The sequence below is a fragment of the Rothia nasimurium genome (assembly GCF_928381705.1).
Lineage (GTDB): Bacteria > Actinomycetota > Actinomycetes > Actinomycetales > Micrococcaceae > Rothia > Rothia nasimurium_G.
The window spans coordinates 17345-35770 of record NZ_CAKMSR010000011.1; the positions used below are offsets into that span (position 1 = coordinate 17345).

The 18426-nt window shown below is 58.6% G+C and carries 21 protein-coding genes; 6 read left to right on the forward strand and 15 right to left on the reverse strand.

Translation table 11 applies throughout. The annotated features are described in order from the left end of the window. Positions 1 to 86: 86 nt before the first annotated feature. The 10 genes from rplI to L6762_RS09530 form a co-directional block, all read right to left on the reverse strand. A complete protein-coding gene (gene rplI, locus L6762_RS09485) occupies positions 87 to 536 on the reverse strand; it encodes a 50S ribosomal protein L9 (protein ID WP_237187011.1) in 450 nt (149 codons plus the stop codon). 22 nt (positions 537 to 558) lie between these two features. Beyond that, positions 559 to 795, reverse strand: coding sequence for a 30S ribosomal protein S18 (rpsR, locus tag L6762_RS09490; protein WP_004005948.1), 237 nt, complete (start codon positions 793 to 795; stop codon positions 559 to 561). A 129-nt stretch (positions 796 to 924) separates the two neighbouring features. Then, the gene (locus tag L6762_RS09495; RefSeq protein WP_237187012.1) at positions 925 to 1593 is read right to left on the reverse strand and encodes a single-stranded DNA-binding protein; all 669 of its coding nucleotides are present in this window, start codon (positions 1591 to 1593) and stop codon (positions 925 to 927) included. A gap of 88 nt (positions 1594 to 1681) precedes the next feature. Next, complete coding sequence (gene rpsF, locus L6762_RS09500) at positions 1682 to 1987, reverse strand: 30S ribosomal protein S6 (RefSeq protein ID WP_135011322.1); 306 nt, start codon at positions 1985 to 1987, stop codon at positions 1682 to 1684. 176 nt (positions 1988 to 2163) lie between these two features. Beyond that, complete coding sequence (locus L6762_RS09505; RefSeq protein ID WP_237187013.1) at positions 2164 to 2517, reverse strand: TM2 domain-containing protein; 354 nt, start codon at positions 2515 to 2517, stop codon at positions 2164 to 2166. 12 nt (positions 2518 to 2529) lie between these two features. Further along, positions 2530 to 3816 (reverse strand): hypothetical protein, encoded by a 1287-nt coding sequence (locus L6762_RS09510; RefSeq protein WP_237187014.1) that lies wholly within the window; start codon positions 3814 to 3816, stop codon positions 2530 to 2532. Between the two features lie 92 nt (positions 3817 to 3908). Then, positions 3909 to 4793: an ABC transporter permease gene (locus L6762_RS09515; RefSeq protein ID WP_237187015.1), complete on the reverse strand. Its 885-nt coding sequence runs from the start codon at positions 4791 to 4793 to the stop codon at positions 3909 to 3911. Positions 4794 to 4795: 2 nt separating this feature from the next. Next, on the reverse strand, positions 4796 to 5809 hold the full coding sequence (locus tag L6762_RS09520; RefSeq protein WP_237187016.1) for an ABC transporter ATP-binding protein: 1014 nt from the start codon (positions 5807 to 5809) through the stop codon (positions 4796 to 4798). A gap of 119 nt (positions 5810 to 5928) precedes the next feature. Then, positions 5929 to 6507 (reverse strand): helix-turn-helix domain-containing protein, encoded by a 579-nt coding sequence (locus L6762_RS09525; RefSeq protein WP_237187017.1) that lies wholly within the window; start codon positions 6505 to 6507, stop codon positions 5929 to 5931. A gap of 65 nt (positions 6508 to 6572) precedes the next feature. Beyond that, complete coding sequence (locus L6762_RS09530) at positions 6573 to 7979, reverse strand: CCA tRNA nucleotidyltransferase (protein WP_237187018.1); 1407 nt, start codon at positions 7977 to 7979, stop codon at positions 6573 to 6575. A gap of 92 nt (positions 7980 to 8071) precedes the next feature. Between L6762_RS09530 and L6762_RS09535 the strand changes: the two genes are divergently transcribed. The 5 genes from L6762_RS09535 to trxA all read left to right on the forward strand — a co-directional run bounded on the left by L6762_RS09535 (position 8072) and on the right by trxA (position 13079). Continuing rightward, positions 8072 to 8575 carry an NUDIX domain-containing protein gene (locus tag L6762_RS09535; protein WP_237187019.1) on the forward strand — a complete coding sequence of 168 codons (504 nt, stop codon included), beginning with the start codon at positions 8072 to 8074 and terminating at the stop codon, positions 8573 to 8575. 24 nt (positions 8576 to 8599) lie between these two features. After that, the gene (murJ, locus tag L6762_RS09540) at positions 8600 to 10282 is read left to right on the forward strand and encodes a murein biosynthesis integral membrane protein MurJ (RefSeq protein WP_237187020.1); all 1683 of its coding nucleotides are present in this window, start codon (positions 8600 to 8602) and stop codon (positions 10280 to 10282) included. 49 nt (positions 10283 to 10331) lie between these two features. Next, entirely contained in the window at positions 10332 to 11594 is a 1263-nt protein-coding gene (locus L6762_RS09545) for a serine/threonine protein kinase (protein WP_237187021.1), read from the forward strand. 94 nt (positions 11595 to 11688) lie between these two features. Further along, entirely contained in the window at positions 11689 to 12723 is a 1035-nt protein-coding gene (trxB, locus tag L6762_RS09550) for a thioredoxin-disulfide reductase (protein WP_237187022.1), read from the forward strand. A 35-nt stretch (positions 12724 to 12758) separates the two neighbouring features. Continuing rightward, entirely contained in the window at positions 12759 to 13079 is a 321-nt protein-coding gene (gene trxA / locus L6762_RS09555) for a thioredoxin (RefSeq protein WP_185173759.1), read from the forward strand. A 469-nt stretch (positions 13080 to 13548) separates the two neighbouring features. Here trxA and L6762_RS09560 read toward each other — a convergent pair whose 3' ends face one another. The 4 genes from L6762_RS09560 to L6762_RS09575 all read right to left on the reverse strand — a co-directional run bounded on the left by L6762_RS09560 (position 13549) and on the right by L6762_RS09575 (position 16832). Beyond that, positions 13549 to 13827 carry a hypothetical protein gene (locus tag L6762_RS09560; protein WP_237187023.1) on the reverse strand — a complete coding sequence of 93 codons (279 nt, stop codon included), beginning with the start codon at positions 13825 to 13827 and terminating at the stop codon, positions 13549 to 13551. A 119-nt stretch (positions 13828 to 13946) separates the two neighbouring features. Next, complete coding sequence (locus L6762_RS09565; RefSeq protein WP_237187024.1) at positions 13947 to 14270, reverse strand: hypothetical protein; 324 nt, start codon at positions 14268 to 14270, stop codon at positions 13947 to 13949. A 434-nt stretch (positions 14271 to 14704) separates the two neighbouring features. Further along, positions 14705 to 15814 carry a ParB/RepB/Spo0J family partition protein gene (locus tag L6762_RS09570; protein ID WP_237187025.1) on the reverse strand — a complete coding sequence of 370 codons (1110 nt, stop codon included), beginning with the start codon at positions 15812 to 15814 and terminating at the stop codon, positions 14705 to 14707. Between the two features lie 199 nt (positions 15815 to 16013). After that, the gene (locus L6762_RS09575) at positions 16014 to 16832 is read right to left on the reverse strand and encodes a ParA family protein (protein ID WP_237187072.1); all 819 of its coding nucleotides are present in this window, start codon (positions 16830 to 16832) and stop codon (positions 16014 to 16016) included. Positions 16833 to 17185: 353 nt separating this feature from the next. Between L6762_RS09575 and L6762_RS09580 the strand changes: the two genes are divergently transcribed. After that, complete coding sequence (locus L6762_RS09580; protein WP_237187026.1) at positions 17186 to 17707, forward strand: GNAT family N-acetyltransferase; 522 nt, start codon at positions 17186 to 17188, stop codon at positions 17705 to 17707. A 65-nt stretch (positions 17708 to 17772) separates the two neighbouring features. Here the strand turns inward: L6762_RS09580 and rsmG are convergent, their stop codons facing one another. Further along, a complete protein-coding gene (rsmG, locus tag L6762_RS09585) occupies positions 17773 to 18423 on the reverse strand; it encodes a 16S rRNA (guanine(527)-N(7))-methyltransferase RsmG (RefSeq protein WP_237187027.1) in 651 nt (216 codons plus the stop codon). Positions 18424 to 18426 lie beyond the last annotated feature (3 nt).

The following is an 18426-nucleotide window of genomic DNA, read 5'->3' on the forward strand; positions in this document are numbered from 1 at the left end:
CACACGCAGAACGCCCCGCTCCCCCAAGATGGGGGAACGGGGCGTCCTGATGCTGCTAGAAGCCTAGCGAATAATCCTCAAGGGAATTACTCGGCTACAACGTCCAGCTCAACGTTGGCTACAACGTCTTCGTGCAGACGCACGGAAACGGTGTAAACGCCGGTGCGCTTGATAGCGGAACCGAGGTTGATCGCACGCTTGTCGACGGAGCCTGCACCTGAAGCCTCAATGGCGTCAGCAACGTGCTCAGCCTTGACGGTGCCGAAGAGGCGGCCGTCAGCGCCAGCCTTGTGAGCAACAACAACGGGCTTTGCTGCCAGAGCAGCTGCGGTTGCCTTTGCTTCTTCGAGGTTAGCCTTGGCGCGAGCAGCGCGTGCTGCGCGGATGGACTCAACCTGCTTTTCGCCGCCTACAGTCCAGGTGACTGCGAAGCCGCGGGGCAGCAGGTAGTTACGTGCGTAGCCGTCCTTGACGGTTACAACGTCGCCAGCGGCGCCGAGGCCGGTGACTTCCTGAGTAAGAATGATCTTAGCCATGTTCTTCTACTCTCCTATCGATTTAGCGGCCAGCGCCTGAGTAGGGCAGCAGTGCAACTTCGCGGGCGTTCTTGATTGCCTGAGCGATCTTGCGCTGTTCCTGAACGGTCACGCCGGTGACGCGACGTGCACGGATCTTGCCGCGGTCGGAGATGAACTTACGCAGAAGTGCGACGTCCTTGTAGTCGATTACGGTGACGTCAGCAGCCTTCAGGGGGTTCTGCTTGGGTTTGGGCTTGCGGATTTCAGCCTTAGCCATCGTGGTGCTCCTTTTTCTGGTGGGAGCCCGCGGGATAAACCGCGGGATGGATGAATATTTTGTCTTGGTTCAAAGAAGGACGCCGGGCGCCCCTTCCCTTCTGCCGTGCAGGCGGTGCCTGCCCGGGGTTTAGAAGGGGGGTTCGTCGTCTGCGCCGGATCCCCAGTCGTAGTTGCCACCGGACTGCTGGCCCCAGGGGTCAGCAGCGGGTGCCTGCTGGGCAGGTGCGGCTTGGGGGGCTGCTGCGGGTGCGGCAGGGGCAGCGTTGAAGTTGCCCTGCTGTGCGCCGCCGGTGTTGCCACCGAAGCCGCCCTGGTTGCCGTAGCCTGCGCCGCCGCCGTAACCACCCTGGCCACCGGCGTTGAAGCCGTTGCCCTGCTGGTTGCCGTAGCCGCCGCCGAAGCCCTGGTCGCCACCGAAGTTGCCACCTGAGCGCTGGTTGCGGGATACGTTAGCGGAGGCGAAGCGGAGTGAGGGACCGATTTCTTCGATCTCTAGCTCCATGCTGGTGCGGCGTTCGCCTTCTTTGGTTTCATACGAGCGAGACTTCAGACGGCCCTGCGCGATGACGCGCATGCCCTTCTTCAGGGTCTCGGCGACGTTCTCGGCAGCTTCACGCCAGACGCTGGCGCGCAGGAAGAGGGTCTCGCCTTCTTTCCATTCGCCGGATGCGCGGTCGAAGTTGCGGGGAGTCGAAGCGATCGTGAAGTTAGCTACCGCTGCACCGTTGGGGGTGAAGCGAAGCTCAGGATCGCCGGTCAGGTTACCGATGACGGTAATGACGGTATCGCCAGCCATGTGATGCCTCCAGTCGTAATAAGAGTAAGTATTTGAAGTTTTGCACGGGGGTCTGACATTTTAGTGAACAGGGCCCCGTCTCAAACATTTACTTGGAGGAGATCTGCTGATCTTCCGGGCGGATGATCTTGGTGCGCATGACGGATTCGTTCAGGTTCAGAACGCGGTCCAGTTCAGCAGCAGTCTCGGGGGTTGAGGTGAAGTTAACGACGGCGTAGATGCCTTCGGACTTCTTCTGGATTTCGTAAGCGAGCTTACGGCGGCCCCAGATGTCCATGTTGTCAACGGTGCCGTTGTCCTTGGTGACAACTTCGAGGAACTTGGTGAGGGTGGGCTCTACAGCCTTGTCCTCTACCTCGGGGTTGAGGATAACCATCAGTTCGTATGCACGCATGATTAAACCCCTCCTTTGGGCTAAGCGGCTATGGGATTTCCATAGCAGGAGATTACGTACGGTCTGGCCGGTCTCAGGTGTTGGCCGAGCGCCAGCACAGACTTGACCAACTTTACCGCAGGACGCCCGGTTTGGGCAGGGGTGGCGCGGTTAAAGCGGTGTTGTTCACAGCACCATTAGTAGATGCGGCGGTTAGCCAGAGCGTTGAGGTAGCCCACGCGTACGGGGATGGTGAAGAGGTCCCAAATCATGACGATGACCAGGGGAATATAGAAGATCCAGCCGATGAAAGGCACCGCTGCGGTGATACCGCCCGCAATAAGGTTACCTACGATGTAGAAGATGCCCATGATGGGCTGGCGCAGGTAGAACTTGTGGGCCCCGAGCCACCAGAGGAAGAAGAAGAGCAGGTAGGCCACCAGGGTGGATTTGGCCTGCACGATGTAAACCGGCTGCCCCTGGGCAAAGGAGCGGGCGCGGCCGGGGTTGTTGATATAGGTGGGCTGGTAGTGCTGGGGCTGTTCGGGCATGGTCTCCTGCCTTTAGGGGGTGTTCTCGAGTGAGGCCACAAATTTTTGGAGGGTAGATTTGGCGGCGTCTTCACTGGTGATGGCCTGGCGCAGCTGGGCTTCACTTTCTTCGCTGCCGCCAAGACCCACGCTGATGTCAGCTTGGGTTCCATCTGAGACTACCTCAGCGTTGATGTAGAAGGGGATGATTTCTCGTTGGGCTTTACCGTCGGCGAGGTAGGTGACTTCAAAGGTGGCCTGGCGGTAACGGGAGGCCCGCCAGACTGTGGGGTCGGTGCGGTCCGGCACCAGGTAGAAAGCGGGGCGGTCGGTGAGTTCCCAGGAGACGTTGCTGATGGTGGCGGTGGAGTCTTCCCCGTGCAGGGCCGAGGTGGGGCACCCGGCAACATCGAGGCGGCGGGCGCTTTCGCAACGCTCTAGCCAGGATGTGATGAGGTTGTTGGTTTCATTCCACATGCGGGGGGATGGGCGCACGTCGAGGGTGAGCTCCTGAGCACTTGTTCCGTCGCCCGGTAGAGGTGCGGTGACGGTGTGGTCGGCATGCCTGAGGGTGTAGTAGGAGCTGCTGGGCAGGGTGAAATCGTAGGTGCCAGGCAGGGTTGGGATTACCCACTGGTACCCGGCTTCTGTTTCTGTACGGCGCGTAACGGGAAGGTCGAGGGACTGGCCGTTGACCTGCACCCCGGCGAGCGCTACCGGCGCGGTGAGGGTGAGGTAGGACTGGGCGGGGGTGGCAAGCTGCCAGCTGTCGTTGAAGGGCCCCGTGCGGGGTATCTGGGTGAGTGGCAGAGTGAGCTGGTGGTCTTGCCCCGCCACGGTGGCGAGGACGCTGGCTGTGACCTGCCCGGTGGCGTCCTTGCTGGTGCCGGTGATGGTGTAGTTTTCTACGCGCCCCTGGGCGGCGCGGTAGATGGAGTTGGTGAGGTAGGTGTAGGTGAAGTCGCTGTAGGCACCGCGGTCGATGCCGGCGATGTAGTCGCCGCGTTCGAGGGCGCTCATGTAGCGGTCCACGCTGTCTTCGGGGGTGTGGGTGTGGGAGAGGTAGTTGCCCACAGCGGCGACCAGTATGGCGAGCAGGGTGACAAAGAGGGTGGTGAGGGTAAGGCGGACGCGGACGGTGCGGGCGTCCTTGCGGGTAAGGACGCCGGCGGCGCGCCCGGAGAACTCCCCGACCTGGCCGGGGATTCGACTGACTCGCTGTATGGACGTAGAGAAGGTTGTGCGGACAACCTCGGGGCGGGCATGCGAGACGGCACGGGCAAGCCACTGTTCGCCGTCCTTTTTCTTACGCTCAACCATGGCTCTATTGTAAAGCTAAACGATAAGGGTGGTGACTTCTTTCCCCTTGAGAAGAAGTCACCACCCATGCCAGTCAAGGACTAGCTAGCTTTTTAGCCGCGGGTATCGGTGAGAGTAAACCGCAGGTAGCCCAGCAGGGCGGGCACAGCGGCCCAGAGGGCGAACCAGGCGCCGCCTTCCAGGTAGCTGATGTCGGCATCTGAGCTCAGGTCGTAGGTGAGAATGACGCGGCCTAAGCCCGAGGGCAGGTAGTTGTAGGCGTCCGCTACCCACTCGAACTGCCCCATGAAGATAGTGGCAATAATGGGCAGAATCAGAAGCAGGAAAACCACCAGCACAATACCGCCAGCGTTATTGCGGAAGAGGGAACCAAAGCCGAAGCCCATCCAGGCCATGAACATGAAGTAGATACCTGCAGCAACCCAGTTCATCAGCAGGCCAGAGTTCATCTCCAGAGCCTGACGAATAGACTCATCCAGCACCGGGTAGCCAACCCAGAAAGCAATCGCAGCCAGGGCAAAGCCAATTACGAAAGCATAGAGGGAAATAACCAGGATTTTTGCCAGGTAGAGGGTGGTACGGCGAGGCACAACAGTCATAGACGTATGAATAGACCGGGTGGCATATTCAGACCCAATAAAGACCGCAGCAATGGAGGCAATCAGCATATTTGCCATATCAATACCTGAAGCACCTAGTGCATATGCCATGTTGGCAATAGTTTCAACACCGGCATTCGTCGAAGCCATACCCTGCTCAGCCTGGGTCATCAGCTCCGGGCTGTCCATCATAGAGTTCAGAACCAGGGAATAGAGGGGGGCCATACCCACCATCACCACAGCCAGCACCAGGGTCATCACCCAGTTAGTGGTGAGGGTACGGAACTTCAGGGCCTCAGACCGCACAACCCCCACGAAAGAGAGCTTTCGCCCAGCGAACTGGGAGGCAGACGCAGGAGCAGAAAGGGTAGCAGTCATGGTTAGTTCTCCTTAGCGTCGGTTGAAGTCTGGTTCCAGGGGGCCGCAGGGCCATCTGCAGGGCCTGCGAGTACCGGGGCGGCGGCGTTCTCCTGGCCGGTGGAGGGGGTGAACTCGGCTGAGTGGTATTCGACCTCGTCGCGGGTCATGTTCATGTAGACCTGCTCCAGGGTGGACTTCTGCGGCGTGAGCTCGTGCAGCAGCACACCGGCCCCCTGGGCCAGGCGGGCCAGGTCGCGGGCGTCCGCCTGCTCCACCATCAGGCCGTCCGTTTCGAGGGCAGTGAAGGTGTGGCCGGCTTCATTTAGGGCGGTAGCGAAGGTATCACGGGCGTCGGTGCGCACGAGCACCTTGTTTTCGTCACCAATCTTCAGGAAGTCTTCCATAGAGCAGTTGGCCAGCAGACGGCCGCGGCCAATCACGATGAGATCGTCGGCAGTCTGGGACATCTCACTCATCAAGTGGGAAGAAATCAGCACGGCCCGGCCTTCAGAAGCCAGGTGGCGGGCCAGGTTACGCACCCAGATAACACCTTCGGGGTCAAGGCCGTTGACGGGTTCATCGAGGATGACGTTCTGGGGGTCACCCAGCAGGGCGGCCGCGATACCCATGCGCTGGCCCATACCCAGGGAGAAGCCCTTGACCTTCTTCTTTGAGACAGCGGCCAGGCCGGTCATCTCAATAACCTCATCAACACGGGATTTCGGGATACCGTGCGTCAGCGCCAGCGAGCGCAGGTGGGCTGCCCCGTTACGCCCGGGGTGCATGGCCTTGGCATCGAGGAGGGCGCCGACAGAGGTGAGCGGGCTTTTGAGGGAGCGGTAGGGCTGGCCGTCGACCAGGGCGCTGCCCTTGGAGGGCTTTTCTAGCCCCACCAGCATGCGCATGGTGGTGGATTTGCCGGCGCCGTTGGGGCCGAGAAAGCCGGCGACTCGGCCGTTGGGCACGGTGAAGCTGATGTCATTGACGGCCGTTTTAGGGCCGTAGGTTTTGGTGAGGTTTCTGACCTCGAGCATGGGTCTCCCCTTGTTGTGCGTGACGGTATCACTTTTAACACTAGGGGGTCAGACTGAAGAAAACATCAGTCTGCGGGGTGAGTTCTTCATGCACCTTAGGAATGGAGCAGATGCATGGACTACCGCAGGATCTCTACCAGTTCGTCTATCAGGGCTCGTGTTTCAGACCAGTAGCCCTCACTGAGCCGCTGGCTCACGGCAGACTGACTTATCCCAAGTTTTTCAGCTATCTGCTTCTGAGACAACCCCTGACGAGCCATTTCTCCTGCCTGCTGGCGGGTTTCTTGCCGGTCTATTTCAAGACGGGCGAGCAGACTCAGGGCTCTATCAACCAGCTGAGCTACCGCTACAGACCCAGCGAAGCAGCAGCGTCCTTTTGCTTTTTTAGCCCGCTCAACCGCTCTGCGGGCGTACTCAAAAGCGGGCCCGGCCCCTGCCCGAGTTTCTGCAGGTAGCGGGACGTTTACCGGGCCCTCCCCTATGCCCACGTACCAGTGACCGGTACGCACCAGAGCAAGAGCGGTTACAAGCGCAGCAGCTGGGTCGTCGAACACCGCTTGGGCTTCGTCGCCTGCGGTGCGCTGGAATGGACGGACTGGGGCGCCGCTACCCTCTAGCCCATCGACAAGGGTAAAGAGGTCTGGGATTCGGTCCTTATCACCGGATGAGCCCACCTGGTCAACAGTCAAAACAAACACAAGATAAGCATATAGCCTTATATATTCATATATAAGGCTATATGCTTATATCCAAGTTTCTGGCCTTACTTTTTGCTCCACTCCAGCAGGCGGGCCGTTGCTTCTTCCTTGCCCAGGGCCCCTTCGTCCAGGCGCAGGTTGAGCAGGAACTTGTAGGCCTGGCCCACCTGGGGGCCGGGCTTGATATCCAGAATCGCCATGATTTCTTCGCCGTCCAAATCGGGGCGAATGGCGTCCAGTTCCTCCTGTTCAGCCAGCTCTGCGATGCGGCGCTCTAGGTCGTCGTAGGCGGACGCGATGCGGTTGGCCTTGCGCTTGTTGCGGGTGGTGACGTCCGCCCGGGTCAGCCGGTGCAGGCGCTCCAGCAGGTCCCCTGCGTCGCGCACGTAGCGGCGCACCGCAGAATCGGACCAGCCGGCGTCCCCGTAGCCATAAAAGCGCATGTGAAGCTCGACCAGGCGGGCGACAGCCTTGATGGTGTCGTTATCGAAGCGCAGCTCGCGCATACGCTTCTTGGTCAGCTTGGCCCCCACCACGTCGTGGTGCAGGAAGCTCACAGCCCCGTTACTCTCGAACTTGCGAGTGGCGGGCTTGCCAATATCGTGCATGAGGGCAGCAAAGCGCAGAATGAAGTCGGGGCCGGGCACAGCGCCGTCCGCGTCGGTTTCAAGGGCAGCAGCCTGCTCCATGACGGTCAGGGAGTGCTGGTAGACGTCCTTGTGGCGGTGGTGTTCATCGACTTCCAGCTTGAGTGCCGGGATTTCGGGCAGAACAAAGGACGCCAGCCCCGACTCCACGAGCAGGTCAACACCACGGCGGGGAGCAAGACCACAAATGAGCTTAACCAACTCATCGCGCACGCGCTCAGCCGAAATAATCTGAATACGGTCGGCCATATCGACCATGGCTTCAAAGACCTCGGGGGCCAGGTCAATATCCAGGCGGGAGGCGAAGCGGGCAGCGCGCATCATGCGCAGCGGGTCGTCAGAGAAGGACGCCTGTGGGGTACCGGGGGTGCGGATAATGCCCTTCCGCAAATCCTCCTGACCCCCAAAGGGATCAACCAGTTCAAGGGAGGGCAGGCGCAGGGCCATAGAGTTGATGGTGAAGTCGCGGCGGAAGAGGTCTTCCTTCAAATCTGTACCGAAAGCGACCACCGGCTTGCGGGAATCAGGGTCGTACTTTTCAGCACGGTAGGTGGTGATTTCAACCATCTCATCCCCCTTGCGGATGCCGATGGTGCCGTACTCCTTGCCGATCTCCCAGGTAGCGTCGGCCCAGCCGTCCACCACCGCCAGGGTTTGATCGGGAGTGGCGTTGGTAGTGAAGTCCAAATCTACCGAGGTTTCCCCCAAAAACAGGTCACGGACGGGCCCGCCCACCAGGGCTAATTCAAAGCCCACGCGGGCAAAGAGCTCGCCCGCTTCACGTGCTACCGGGTGGATGAGGGAGGTATCAAAAACATGCGCCATAACCCTTCAATCGTGCCAGCAAACCGCACAAGTTACCACTTACACCCTCAACTTTTAAAACATCACCCCTCTCTATCGGTTAAGGTAGAGACATGACTTTTCCTATTCCCCGGGCACCAAAGAAGCGGGCTTTCACGCCCGTTGCTGCCATGCCCACGGTTGAGGAGGTCTCTGCAGGCGGCGTCATCGTCAACTTTGACGACCGCAACCTGCCCGTTGCCATCATCGCCCGCATCAACCGTGGCGGGCGTCTGGAATGGTGTCTGCCCAAGGGTCACCCCGAGGGGGACGAGTCCAAGGTGGCAGCTGCGGCCCGCGAAATTGAAGAAGAAACCGGCATCTCTGGCGATGTGATTACCTCGCTGGGGTCCATTGACTACTGGTTCAACGTTTCGGGGCACCGAGTGCATAAGACGGTTCACCACTTCTTGTTCTCCGCAACCGGTGGCGAGCTCACCACCGAGAACGACCCTGACCACGAGGCGGTTGACGTCGCCTGGGTCAATATTGATGATTTGGGGCGTAGACTCTCGTTCCCGAACGAGCGGCGCATCGCTGAGATTGCCCGTGAGTACATCATTCACCAGCTCTCCTAGCTGACTGAGTAGATAAGGATTCCCGTGGCACGTTCCGGTGCTTTATCCAGCGCGATTATGGCCGCTGGTACGCTCGTTTCGAGGGTTCTCGGCTTCGTTAAAACCTTCCTGATTACTGTTGCTCTCGGTGGCACAGCCACCGTGGGCGATATTTTTGAAACCGCTAACACCCTGCCCAACCTGATCTACGTGCTGGTGGCTGGCGGTATTTTTAACGCCGTGCTGGTGCCGCAGATTATTAAAGCGGCTAAGCACGACGACGGCGGCTCCGACTACGTCTCACGCCTGGTGACGCTGGCGGTCAGCGGTATCGCCGCGGTGACCGCTGTGGTTCTGCTCTTCTCGTGGCCCATTATCTTAGTCATGGGTGAAGAGTGGACGCCCGAGCAACAGCACTTCGGCTGGATCTTTGCGCTCTGGTGCCTGCCCCAGATTTTCTTCTACGGCCTCTACACGATCCTGGGCCAGGTGCTGAACGCTCGCGGGGCCTTCGGCTGGTACATGTGGGCACCCGTCCTCAACAACGTAGTAGCGATTGCCGCCCTGGTCATTTTCATCATGGCCTTTGGCCCCCAGGACGTCACCACCAACCCACCCTTCCACAACCTGGAGAGCTGGACGTCCGCCCAGACCCTGGTGCTTGCCGGTTCAGCAACGCTGGGTGTGGCACTACAGGCCCTGATCCTCTTTATCCCCCTGCGCAAGGTGGGTCTGAAGCTGCGCCCCAAGTTTGGCTGGCGCGGCATCGGCCTGGGCACAGCAGCAAACCTAGCAGGATGGACGCTAGCTACCGGTGCAATCTCTAACCTGGCTTTCATGTACCTCACCAAGGTCGCAGCCGGTGTAATCGGTGCCCGCGAGGACTTCCTGGCCATGGGCGTGCAAATTCCCGGTGTGCAGGCCCTGAATTACTCTTCTATGCTCTACTCCCTGCCCCACGGCGTCATCGGCCTCTCCATCGCCACGGTACTCTTCAACCGCATGTCAGCAGCCTCGCAGGACGACGACAAAACCTCGGTAGCCGCCGCACTCTCGTCCGGCCTGCGTACCGCATCTATCGCCACCATCTTCTGCGCTGTAGCCCTCATCGTCTTCGCCGGGCCCATCGGCATGATCTTCGGCGGCGGCTCCCAGCAAGCAGGCGCAGTGATTGGCCAGACCATCGCCGTCATCGCCCTGGGCGGCCCTTTCCTCACCATCGCCTTCATGATGGGTCGCGTCTTCTACTCCCAAGAAGACGCCAAAACCCCCTTCTACATCCAGCTCATCTCAGCGGTTGTTATTGTCGCCATGGGCTTCACCGCCTCTCAGCTAGCTCCCCAATACACCATCTACGGCCTGGCCCTCACCTACGCCCTGCAGAACGTACTGGCGGTCTACCTGAGCCACCGCGTCCTTGCCCGCCGTCTCGGCGACTACGGGGTGCGCGAACTCGTCTCAACCCACGCCCGCGTCTCCTTCGCCTCTATCGGCGCAGGTCTGGCCGGTGCCGCCGCCCTCTACCTGCTGGGCGGCTACACCTTCGACGGCTTCGCCTGGGCCTCACGTGGCAGCGCCTTCATCACCGTCCTCGTCGGCGGAATCGTCATGGGCCTGGCCTACTACGCCATGCTCATGCTCTTCCGCGTGCGTGAACTCGACACCCTCATGAACCCGATTATGGCGAAAATTGGTATGCGCCGCCCCACTGCCCGCCACAGAGGGTAAACTCAGTAACCTAACCAATCACTCACCCATTCGCAACGGGAGGCCCCACTTGACACAGCAGATTCCCCTCAACACCCTGCTGGGAGATCGCTACAAAGTCACCGCGCACCTGCTCGACACAGCCAGCGGCGACACCGTGCTCGACGGCCTTGATACGGTACTCGGCCGCAAGGTCTCCATCCTTGTAGCTGCCCCCGACCACAACCGTCTGCTGGTCACCAACGCCCGCAACTCCAGTGCGCTTTCCCGTTCCGCTGTGCAGGTGCTCGACCTGGGCAACCACAGCGAGCGCACCTACCTGATTACCTCCCATTCCCGCCCCGACACCCTGCTCGATGTGCTCCTGACCGAGGGCGGCAGCAACTCCGCTGAAGAATTCGGTGAGGAAATCTTTGGTGATACCGGTTCCATGACCGCCCCCAATACCTACGTGGTGGCTAAAGAAAAGCCCGCTGGCCAGGGCCAGGACGCCGGCGCGGCAGCAGGTGCCGCAGCGGTAGCGGGTGCAACCTCCATCTCTGCCACCCGCAACCTCTCCACCGCAGAGGAAGAGCCCGCCGACGAGTTCGAAGAATACGATGCCGAAGAAGAGGGCTACTACGAGGGCGATGAACCCACCGAACGCAACGGTGGCATGTGGGTCGTTGGTATCGCGGCCGTCCTGTTGCTCGTTATCGGCGCCGGAGCCGTCTTTGCCAGCCTCGGCGGCATGGCGGATTCCGAGGCCTCAAAGCAGGTACTCGACGCTAACGGTACCGCCGTAGCTACCGCCTCCGCGAGCGCATCCGCGTCCGCCTCAGCCAGTGCGTCCGCCTCAGCAACCCCCAGCGAAACCGCCCTACCCACCCCCAAGATTGAGGGAACCTTCACCCGCACGGTGCCGTCCGCTCCCACCCTCATGGCTGAAAGCGATTCCCTGCTGGACAACCTGACCGACGGTAACGCCTCCACCACATGGCTCTCCCTGGCCTTTGGCTCAGCGAACTTTGGTGGGCTGACCGATTCCTTCTATCTCTCAGCCAAGCTCGATGAGGCAACCACCGTCAACAGCATCACCATCAACCAGGTGTCAGGTGTAGGCGGCGCATTCACCATCTACGCCAACGATTCAGCCTCCATCGAGGGAGCCACCGAAATCGGATCCGGTAGCTTCGCAGCCACGGGTGACACCACCGTCCAGCTCAACAAGGACGCCCAGGACGGCAAAACCGAATACATCATCGTCCAGTTCACCAGCGCACCGCAGCTAAGCCAGCCCATCGTACCGGGCTACGTCTACGGCCTGCGACTGGCAGAAATTTCCGTCAAGTAACAGCACATCTACCGCCGGCGGGTGGGTTGGGAATAAACCCCACCCACCCGCCGTTCCATACCCATAGCGCACCAAATCAACACCAAGGAGAACAATGACCGACAACGCACTCGGCGGCCTCTTCGGCGGCGCCGCTGCCGGCCTCAACCTGGCAGGCTCAGCCACCACTACCGCCCCCGACGCTACCGCCCAGAACGACGATCAGACCGTTCACAACGTCATCATTGTTGGCTCAGGCCCCTCCGGCTACACTGCCGCTATCTACACCGCCCGCGCCAACCTCAACCCCGTCCTCTTTGCCTCATCGATCTCTCCCGGTGGCGACCTGATGACCACCACCGAGGTCGAGAACTTCCCCGGCTTCATTAACGGCATTCAGGGCCCAGAACTGATGACCAACATCGGCGCCCAGGCAGAGCGTTTCGGCGCAGATATTCGCTACGAGGACGTCGCCGAGGTTGAGCTGGAGAGCGATGTCAAGAAGGTTATTCTGACCGACGGGTCAGTTCATCTGGCCAAGACCGTCATCATCTCCACCGGTTCTGAGTACCGCAAGCTGGGTGTGGACGGCGAAGCCCGCCTTTCTGGCCACGGAGTCTCCTGGTGTGCAACCTGCGACGGCTTCTTCTTCAAGGAGAAAGCCCTGGCTGTTATTGGCGGCGGCGATTCCGCCCTCGAAGAGGCCCTGTTCCTGACCTCTTTTGCGTCTAAGGTCTACCTGGTTCACCGCCGCGATTCATTCCGCGCTTCTGAGATCATGGCCCAGCGCGCCCTGGCTCACGAGAAGATTGAGGTTATCTGGGATTCGGTCGTCAAGACCATTGACGGCGACGAGAAGGTTTCTGGCCTGACCCTGTCGAATGTGAAGACCGGTGAGGAAACCACCCTGGATGTTGAGGGTGTCTTCGTTGCTATCGGCTCAGACCCCCGCACTTCCTTGGTGCAGGGCCAGCTGGAGCTGACCGAGGCCGGCACCATCGCCGTAGAGGGCCGCTCTTCACGCACCTCTATTCCCGGCGTCTTTGCCGCGGGCGACGTCATCGACCCCACCTACCGCCAGGCCATCACCGCAGCCGGTTCAGGCTGCGTTGCGGCCCTGGATGCCCAGCACTATCTTGAGGCTCTCTAGGCCTCCCCTAGCCCCTCTACGAAAGGTTATTTATCATGGCACAGCAGGTTACTGACGCTACTTTTGCTGACGAGGTTCTGAAGTCAGACAAGCCCGTCATCGTCGATTTCTGGGCTGAATGGTGCGGCCCCTGCCGCATGGTCGGCCCCATCATCGACCAGCTCGGTGAAGAGTACGGCGATAAGGTCAAGGTGCTCAAGCTCGATGTTGAGAACAACCCCGCCACCGCAATGAAGTACGGCATCACTTCTATCCCCGCCATCTACGTTTTCAAGGACGGCGAGGTTGCCAAGCAGACCGTCGGCGCTAAGCCCAAGGCTGCCCTGGAGCAGGAGTTTGCGGAGTTCCTCAAGTAGGCTTTGCTGCTTCTCTAGACACCCCTGACAAGCCCCTCAGCTTCCCGCTGAGGGGCTTGTTTGTGGCCACAGAAGGCTGCCAGAGACACCAGAAGAGGGCCGGAATGTTCCACGTGAAACCCAGCAGATTGACCGTTGTTTCCATCAAAATAGAACTAAGATTGCGCTGCAGAGCAAAAGTAGGCAGAAATTTGCTCCTCGTCGTTGCCCCAACGTATGCGGCGCGGAGGGGAGCTTCTGGGGTGGTAGGTGTAGTTCCCCACCGTTCTAGCGAGCTAACCACTGGGCTACTTCAGGACGAGTTTGAGGCAGGTTTTCTGGCAGGGTGGGGTAGACTGTTTGGCTACTTCACGGATGAGTTCAGGTATATCCACATGCCCCACCTAAAACATCTGTTGCATACGTGCAACAGATGGTGCATGCACGCAACAGATATTTTGAAACATTAATCCCTTCGTTTACAAGAATCTCACTTCTTTTTCTTTTCAAGAAGACTAAATCCCCATAATAAAAGCACCAACGGTGTCAACAGGGTCGATAGAGGCGGGTAACTTTTCACCACTACACCCTGGGGAAAAGAATCCCAAGTGCAGGTATATCCCAGCGGAATAAGAGAAACTCCGGCATCTCCATAGATTGAATCTAGATTTGTTGGGCACGAAGTAAACATACGAGAAAATACAAATACTTCAATAAATGCAACGAACACCCACAGGGAGAGGGCTATAAAAAATAATTTTTTAGACATATCATCAACCTCCATATATGACATGTATTCAACAAAAGTGACTTAAAAATCGGGTAATGTTTCACGTGAAACGGCAAAAATCTCAGAATTTACAATAATTCAACCCTGGAGAGGTGCTTTTAAGATTCTAGAGGGTCTTTGCCAGGATCATGAATTGACGAGCTATCCCTGCCGCTTTTCTGGGGAGCTTCAAATCTGGCCGACCGCCCGGGGGCAAAAGAAGAACCATATAATTCCATAGGCTGAGCTAAACCATCACCCAACGTCGACTTATCACCGGAAAATATATCACCTTTACTAGTGGCAGATTTATTTTTAGATTTTCCCGCTTTAGGCTTTTCTTTAATAACCACACGGCGCACAATGACGACAAAGGCAAGAAACATCAAACCGTAAATAATGAAAACGCCAAACCAGGAAATAAGTTCATAGAAAAAATTCATCGTTATCACCTCCTTGTGATACCCCCAGTATAGAACAGCCCCTCACCCAAACCTCACACAATATTTACTGCGAGTTAGAAAAATCAGAGTCTCCCGACGAGAAGGGACCAAATTAGTTCCGATTGCACGCGCACCATCGAGGAAATCAGGAGAATTTTGGTCCCTTCTGCAAAAACTGAGGCTCTAGAAGCCACTCTCAGCGCCTAACGCGACTTAACCGGCATCCAAGTAAGTTGCACCCTCTTTAAGGCCCTCAGACGGCCGTACAGCGCTTTTTCACCTCTCCACAAGCCCAAAAAACCTATATTTCCGCTCAGGGGGCACCCACATGCGCCATGTTTCACGTGAAACATAAAGAAGCGGTACCTGCACTTCGAGCAGGTACCGCTTCCAGGTCTCAAGGGCAGGCCAGCCAGCCCAAACTGACCGATCCCCTACTTTTTCTTGAGCTTGGGATCAATGATGTCAAGAATTCGGTTGAGGTCATCCACCGAAGCGAACTCAATGGTCATCTTGCCCTTACGAGCTCCCAGATTTATTTTGACGTTGGTATCCAGCTTGTCTGCTAGAGCATCTGCCAGATAATCCAGTCGCTCAGAGTGATCCTGGACCTTGGCACCCTTCTTGGTTCGCTCGGGCTCAACAGAAGATCCTGCAGCTACGAGCTCTTCAACGGCACGCACAGATAGACCCTCATTGACGATTTTCTGAGCCAGAGTCTCAATATCAGCGGCCTTTTTCAACCCCAGCAGGGCACGGGCATGGCCAGAAGAAATGGTGCCGGCAGCAACCCGGCGCTGAACCAGGGCAGGCAGTTTCAGCAGGCGGATAGTATTTGAAATCTGCGGGCGAGAGCGACCAATGCGTTGGGCCAGCTGTTCCTGGGTGGTTCCAAACTCTTCCAGAAGCTGCTGGTAGGCGGCAGCTTCTTCTATGGGGTTGAGCTGTGAACGGTGGAGGTTCTCCAGCAGGGCGTCCCGCAGCAGGTCTTCGTCCTGGGTCTCACGAATAATCGCAGGAATGGTGGTTAGGCCCGCCCGCTGGGTAGCGCGCCAGCGGCGCTCACCCATGATGAGTTCGTATTTTTCAGCACCCTTTTCCCGGCTGGGGCGCACAACAATCGGCTGTAGCACACCGATTTCTTTAATAGAGTGCACCAGCTCCTGCATATCGTGCTCGTCAAAGTCGGTACGAGGCTGCTTACGGTTGGGGTGAATATCGGTGACGTTGAGGGTCGCAAAATCAGCGCCAGGAACAGGCACAAGGCCGTCTCCTGCTGCAGCGGTTTCGTCGCCGAAGAAGAAATCGACAGGACGCCGCGAACTGGTTGCCGTGCGGAGGGCAGCTCCCATATCCGCCCGCTTCTTCTTGGATGTTTCACGTGAAACACTCTTTTGAGCGGGGGCAGGAACCTCCACACCTAGGCCCAGATCGAGCTGTTCACTATCTGCCGGAGCGTTTTCTTTCTTCTCGACCGGGGGCTTTGTGCTCTCCGGAATGAGGGCTCCCAGACCCCGACCTAGACCGCGTTTTTTCTCTGCCACATTGACCTCCGTGCTCAAAAGTTTTCTCCACCCAAGTCTAGTGGAGTCAGCTGCGCTGCGTAGACCAACGGCGCCCCGTGTAAACACAAGGCGCCGTCATTCTTACTGAGCTTGTTCGAAAGGCTACGCAGGCTCACGCTCGCTGCGACCCTACCTTGCCTTTCTTTAGATATTTACTAAAACATCGCAAAGAAGGTGTTTACACTCTTTTTGCCATCTCCATAGCAGCCTTCAGGTAGGCCACAGCACCGGGTGATGCAGGGTCATAGCTCATCACGGTTTGCTGGTAGCTGGGAGCTTCAGAGATGCGCACAGAGCGGGGAATAGCGGTTTCAAGCACCTGCTCAGGGAAATGTTCACGCACTTCGTCAGCCACCTGAGATGAGAGGTTGGTGCGGCCGTCGTACATGGTAAGCAAGATAGTGCTGATGTGCAGATCAGAGTTGAGGTGCTTTTGAATCATGCCGATATTTTTGAGCAGCTGGCTCAGACCTTCCAGGGCGTAGTACTCACACTGAATGGGAATGAGCACCTCCCGGGCGGCGCAGAAGGCATTGATGGTGAGCAGCCCTAGCGAGGGAGGGCAGTCGATAAAGATATAGTCAAGACGCGGCAGTCCGGCAACTTCTCGCGCGGCAGCATAATCAGAGACAGCGCTCTTCAAACGGGTCTCTCGAGCCACCATAGAAACCAGTTCAATCTCGGCTCCTGCAAGATCGATATTGGCTGGAGCGCACCAGAGGTTTTCGATATCGGGGCAGGGCTGCACAATATCTGCCAGGGGCTTGTCGTCAATCAGCACATCGTAGGTAGAGGGAACCTCCACCCCGTGTTCTATGCCCAGCGCGGTCGAGGCATTACCCTGGGGGTCGTTATCTATGACCAGCACATTCATGCCCTTGAGGGCGAGCGCCGCGGCAAGGTTCACTGCGGTTGATGTTTTACCCACCCCGCCCTTCTGGTTAGAGATGGTGAAGATGCGGGTCTCTCGGGGGCGACTGAGGGTTTCACTGGCCAGCTCTTCGAACTGCTGCTTGGCCGAGCGAGCCTGCTGGGTGATGGGGTTATTCTGGGCGGACGCAAGGTCAGCACGCTCTAGCTTTTCACGTGTTTCACGTGAAACATGTGAGCCGCGGTCGGGCTTTGCGGAGGCGTCCTGAGGTTCAGGTGGTAACCCAAAATCGGGAATATTGGAGATAGTAGACACCGGCTGTGCTCCCTCGGTAGGTGTGGTGGTCTCGCTTATCTAAGGTTACCCGCTCTCTCCCACCTCTCGAAACATCGAAAAATAAACACCATCATTAAGTTGTTTTACAGATAAAAACCCATGTTTCACGTGAAACACTTTGCGTACCCCTATAATCACTGACCATGACCACCATTCGCAGAGCCCTCCCCCACGACGCCCAGACCCTAGCGGCCCTATCTGCTACCACCTATGCGCAGACCTTCAACTACTACCCGCCCGAAGACCTAAAGCACTATCTCTCCACCACCTACACCGCCGAAAACTACCTCGCCTATCTCGCAGACCCCCGCACCGCCATCTGGCTGGCAGAAGATACGGACGCCGGCACCCCGCTGGGCTACGTCATGGCAGGCTCTGCTGGTCTGCCCCACCCTGATTGCAGCGACCAGGACGGTGAACTCAAACGCCTCTACGTCTTAGAGGACCAGCAGGGCTCAGGGCTGGGCACCAGACTGCTAGAGACAGCCCTGGAGTGGCTGGATCGCGAGTATCCCCACCGTTCCCTCTGGTTGGGGGTCTGGTCTGAAAACTACGGCGCCCAGCGCCTCTACCAGCGCTACGGCTTTGCGCGCGTTGGTGACTACTACTTCACGGTTGGCTCTACTCAAGACTACGAGTTCATTTTCAGAAGAGACCCCCGATAGGTCCCAAACAAAAAGCCCGGCTTCCCTGTACAGGGAAGCCGGGCTGTGCCGTCCTGGTCTAAAGCCTAGAGGCTTACTCGCACCACGGTGGTGGGCTCTTCGAGCAGGGTCTCGCCAGCAACCAGAATTTCGGTCTCGCGAGCGCCGTACTTGTTGAGCTTCTTCTGAGCCTTGGTAATCTCGTCCGCCGCGCTGCGGCCCTTGAGGGCTAGCAGCTGGCCGGTGCCGCGCAGAATCGGCAGGGTGATGTCCAGCAGGCCAACGAGGGCTGAGACGGCACGGGCGGTCACGTAGTCAGCGTCAACCTGACCTACGGCCTGCTCAGCGCGCGAGCGCAGAATATCGACGTTATCGAGCCCGAGATCGTCCACGACCTCGGTCAGCCAGATAACTCGGCGCTCCAAGGGCTCAATGAGGGTCAGCTGCAGGTCGGGGCGGGCAATGGCCAGGCAGAGGCCGGGCAGGCCCGCACCGGAGCCCACGTCGGCGACGCGGGCGCCGTCCTCGATGAACTCCTCAACCACGGCGCAGTTGAGCACGTGGCGCTCCCAGAGGCGGGGAACCTCACGGGGGCCAATCAGGCCGCGTTCGATGCCGCTGGTAGCTAGGTGCTCCACGTAGCGCTCTGCCAGGGGCAGGCGGTCACCGAAGATCTGGTCAGCAGCTACCAGGGTGGGGCCTGCTAGCTCGGGTAGAGCAGTGTTTTCTTCGCTCATGGT

Coding starts and splice junctions, on each gene's coding strand:
- rpsR (WP_004005948.1), bottom strand. CDS start 795: ATGGCTAAGGCTGAAATCCGCAAGCCCAAACCCAAGCAGAACCCCCTG.
- L6762_RS09530 (WP_237187018.1), bottom strand. CDS start 7,979: ATGGCGCATGTTTTTGATACCTCCCTCATCCACCCGGTAGCACGTGAA.
- L6762_RS09565 (WP_237187024.1), bottom strand. CDS start 14,270: ATGAATTTTTTCTATGAACTTATTTCCTGGTTTGGCGTTTTCATTATT.
- rsmG (WP_237187027.1), bottom strand. CDS start 18,423: ATGAGCGAAGAAAACACTGCTCTACCCGAGCTAGCAGGCCCCACCCTG.
- rplI (WP_237187011.1), bottom strand. CDS start 536: ATGGCTAAGATCATTCTTACTCAGGAAGTCACCGGCCTCGGCGCCGCT.
- L6762_RS09535 (WP_237187019.1), top strand. CDS start 8,072: ATGACTTTTCCTATTCCCCGGGCACCAAAGAAGCGGGCTTTCACGCCC.
- L6762_RS09580 (WP_237187026.1), top strand. CDS start 17,186: ATGACCACCATTCGCAGAGCCCTCCCCCACGACGCCCAGACCCTAGCG.
- L6762_RS09520 (WP_237187016.1), bottom strand. CDS start 5,809: ATGCTCGAGGTCAGAAACCTCACCAAAACCTACGGCCCTAAAACGGCC.
- L6762_RS09515 (WP_237187015.1), bottom strand. CDS start 4,793: ATGACTGCTACCCTTTCTGCTCCTGCGTCTGCCTCCCAGTTCGCTGGG.
- trxB (WP_237187022.1), top strand. CDS start 11,689: ATGACCGACAACGCACTCGGCGGCCTCTTCGGCGGCGCCGCTGCCGGC.
- L6762_RS09495 (WP_237187012.1), bottom strand. CDS start 1,593: ATGGCTGGCGATACCGTCATTACCGTCATCGGTAACCTGACCGGCGAT.
- L6762_RS09560 (WP_237187023.1), bottom strand. CDS start 13,827: ATGTCTAAAAAATTATTTTTTATAGCCCTCTCCCTGTGGGTGTTCGTT.
- rpsF (WP_135011322.1), bottom strand. CDS start 1,987: ATGCGTGCATACGAACTGATGGTTATCCTCAACCCCGAGGTAGAGGAC.
- trxA (WP_185173759.1), top strand. CDS start 12,759: ATGGCACAGCAGGTTACTGACGCTACTTTTGCTGACGAGGTTCTGAAG.
- L6762_RS09510 (WP_237187014.1), bottom strand. CDS start 3,816: ATGGTTGAGCGTAAGAAAAAGGACGGCGAACAGTGGCTTGCCCGTGCC.
- L6762_RS09505 (WP_237187013.1), bottom strand. CDS start 2,517: ATGCCCGAACAGCCCCAGCACTACCAGCCCACCTATATCAACAACCCC.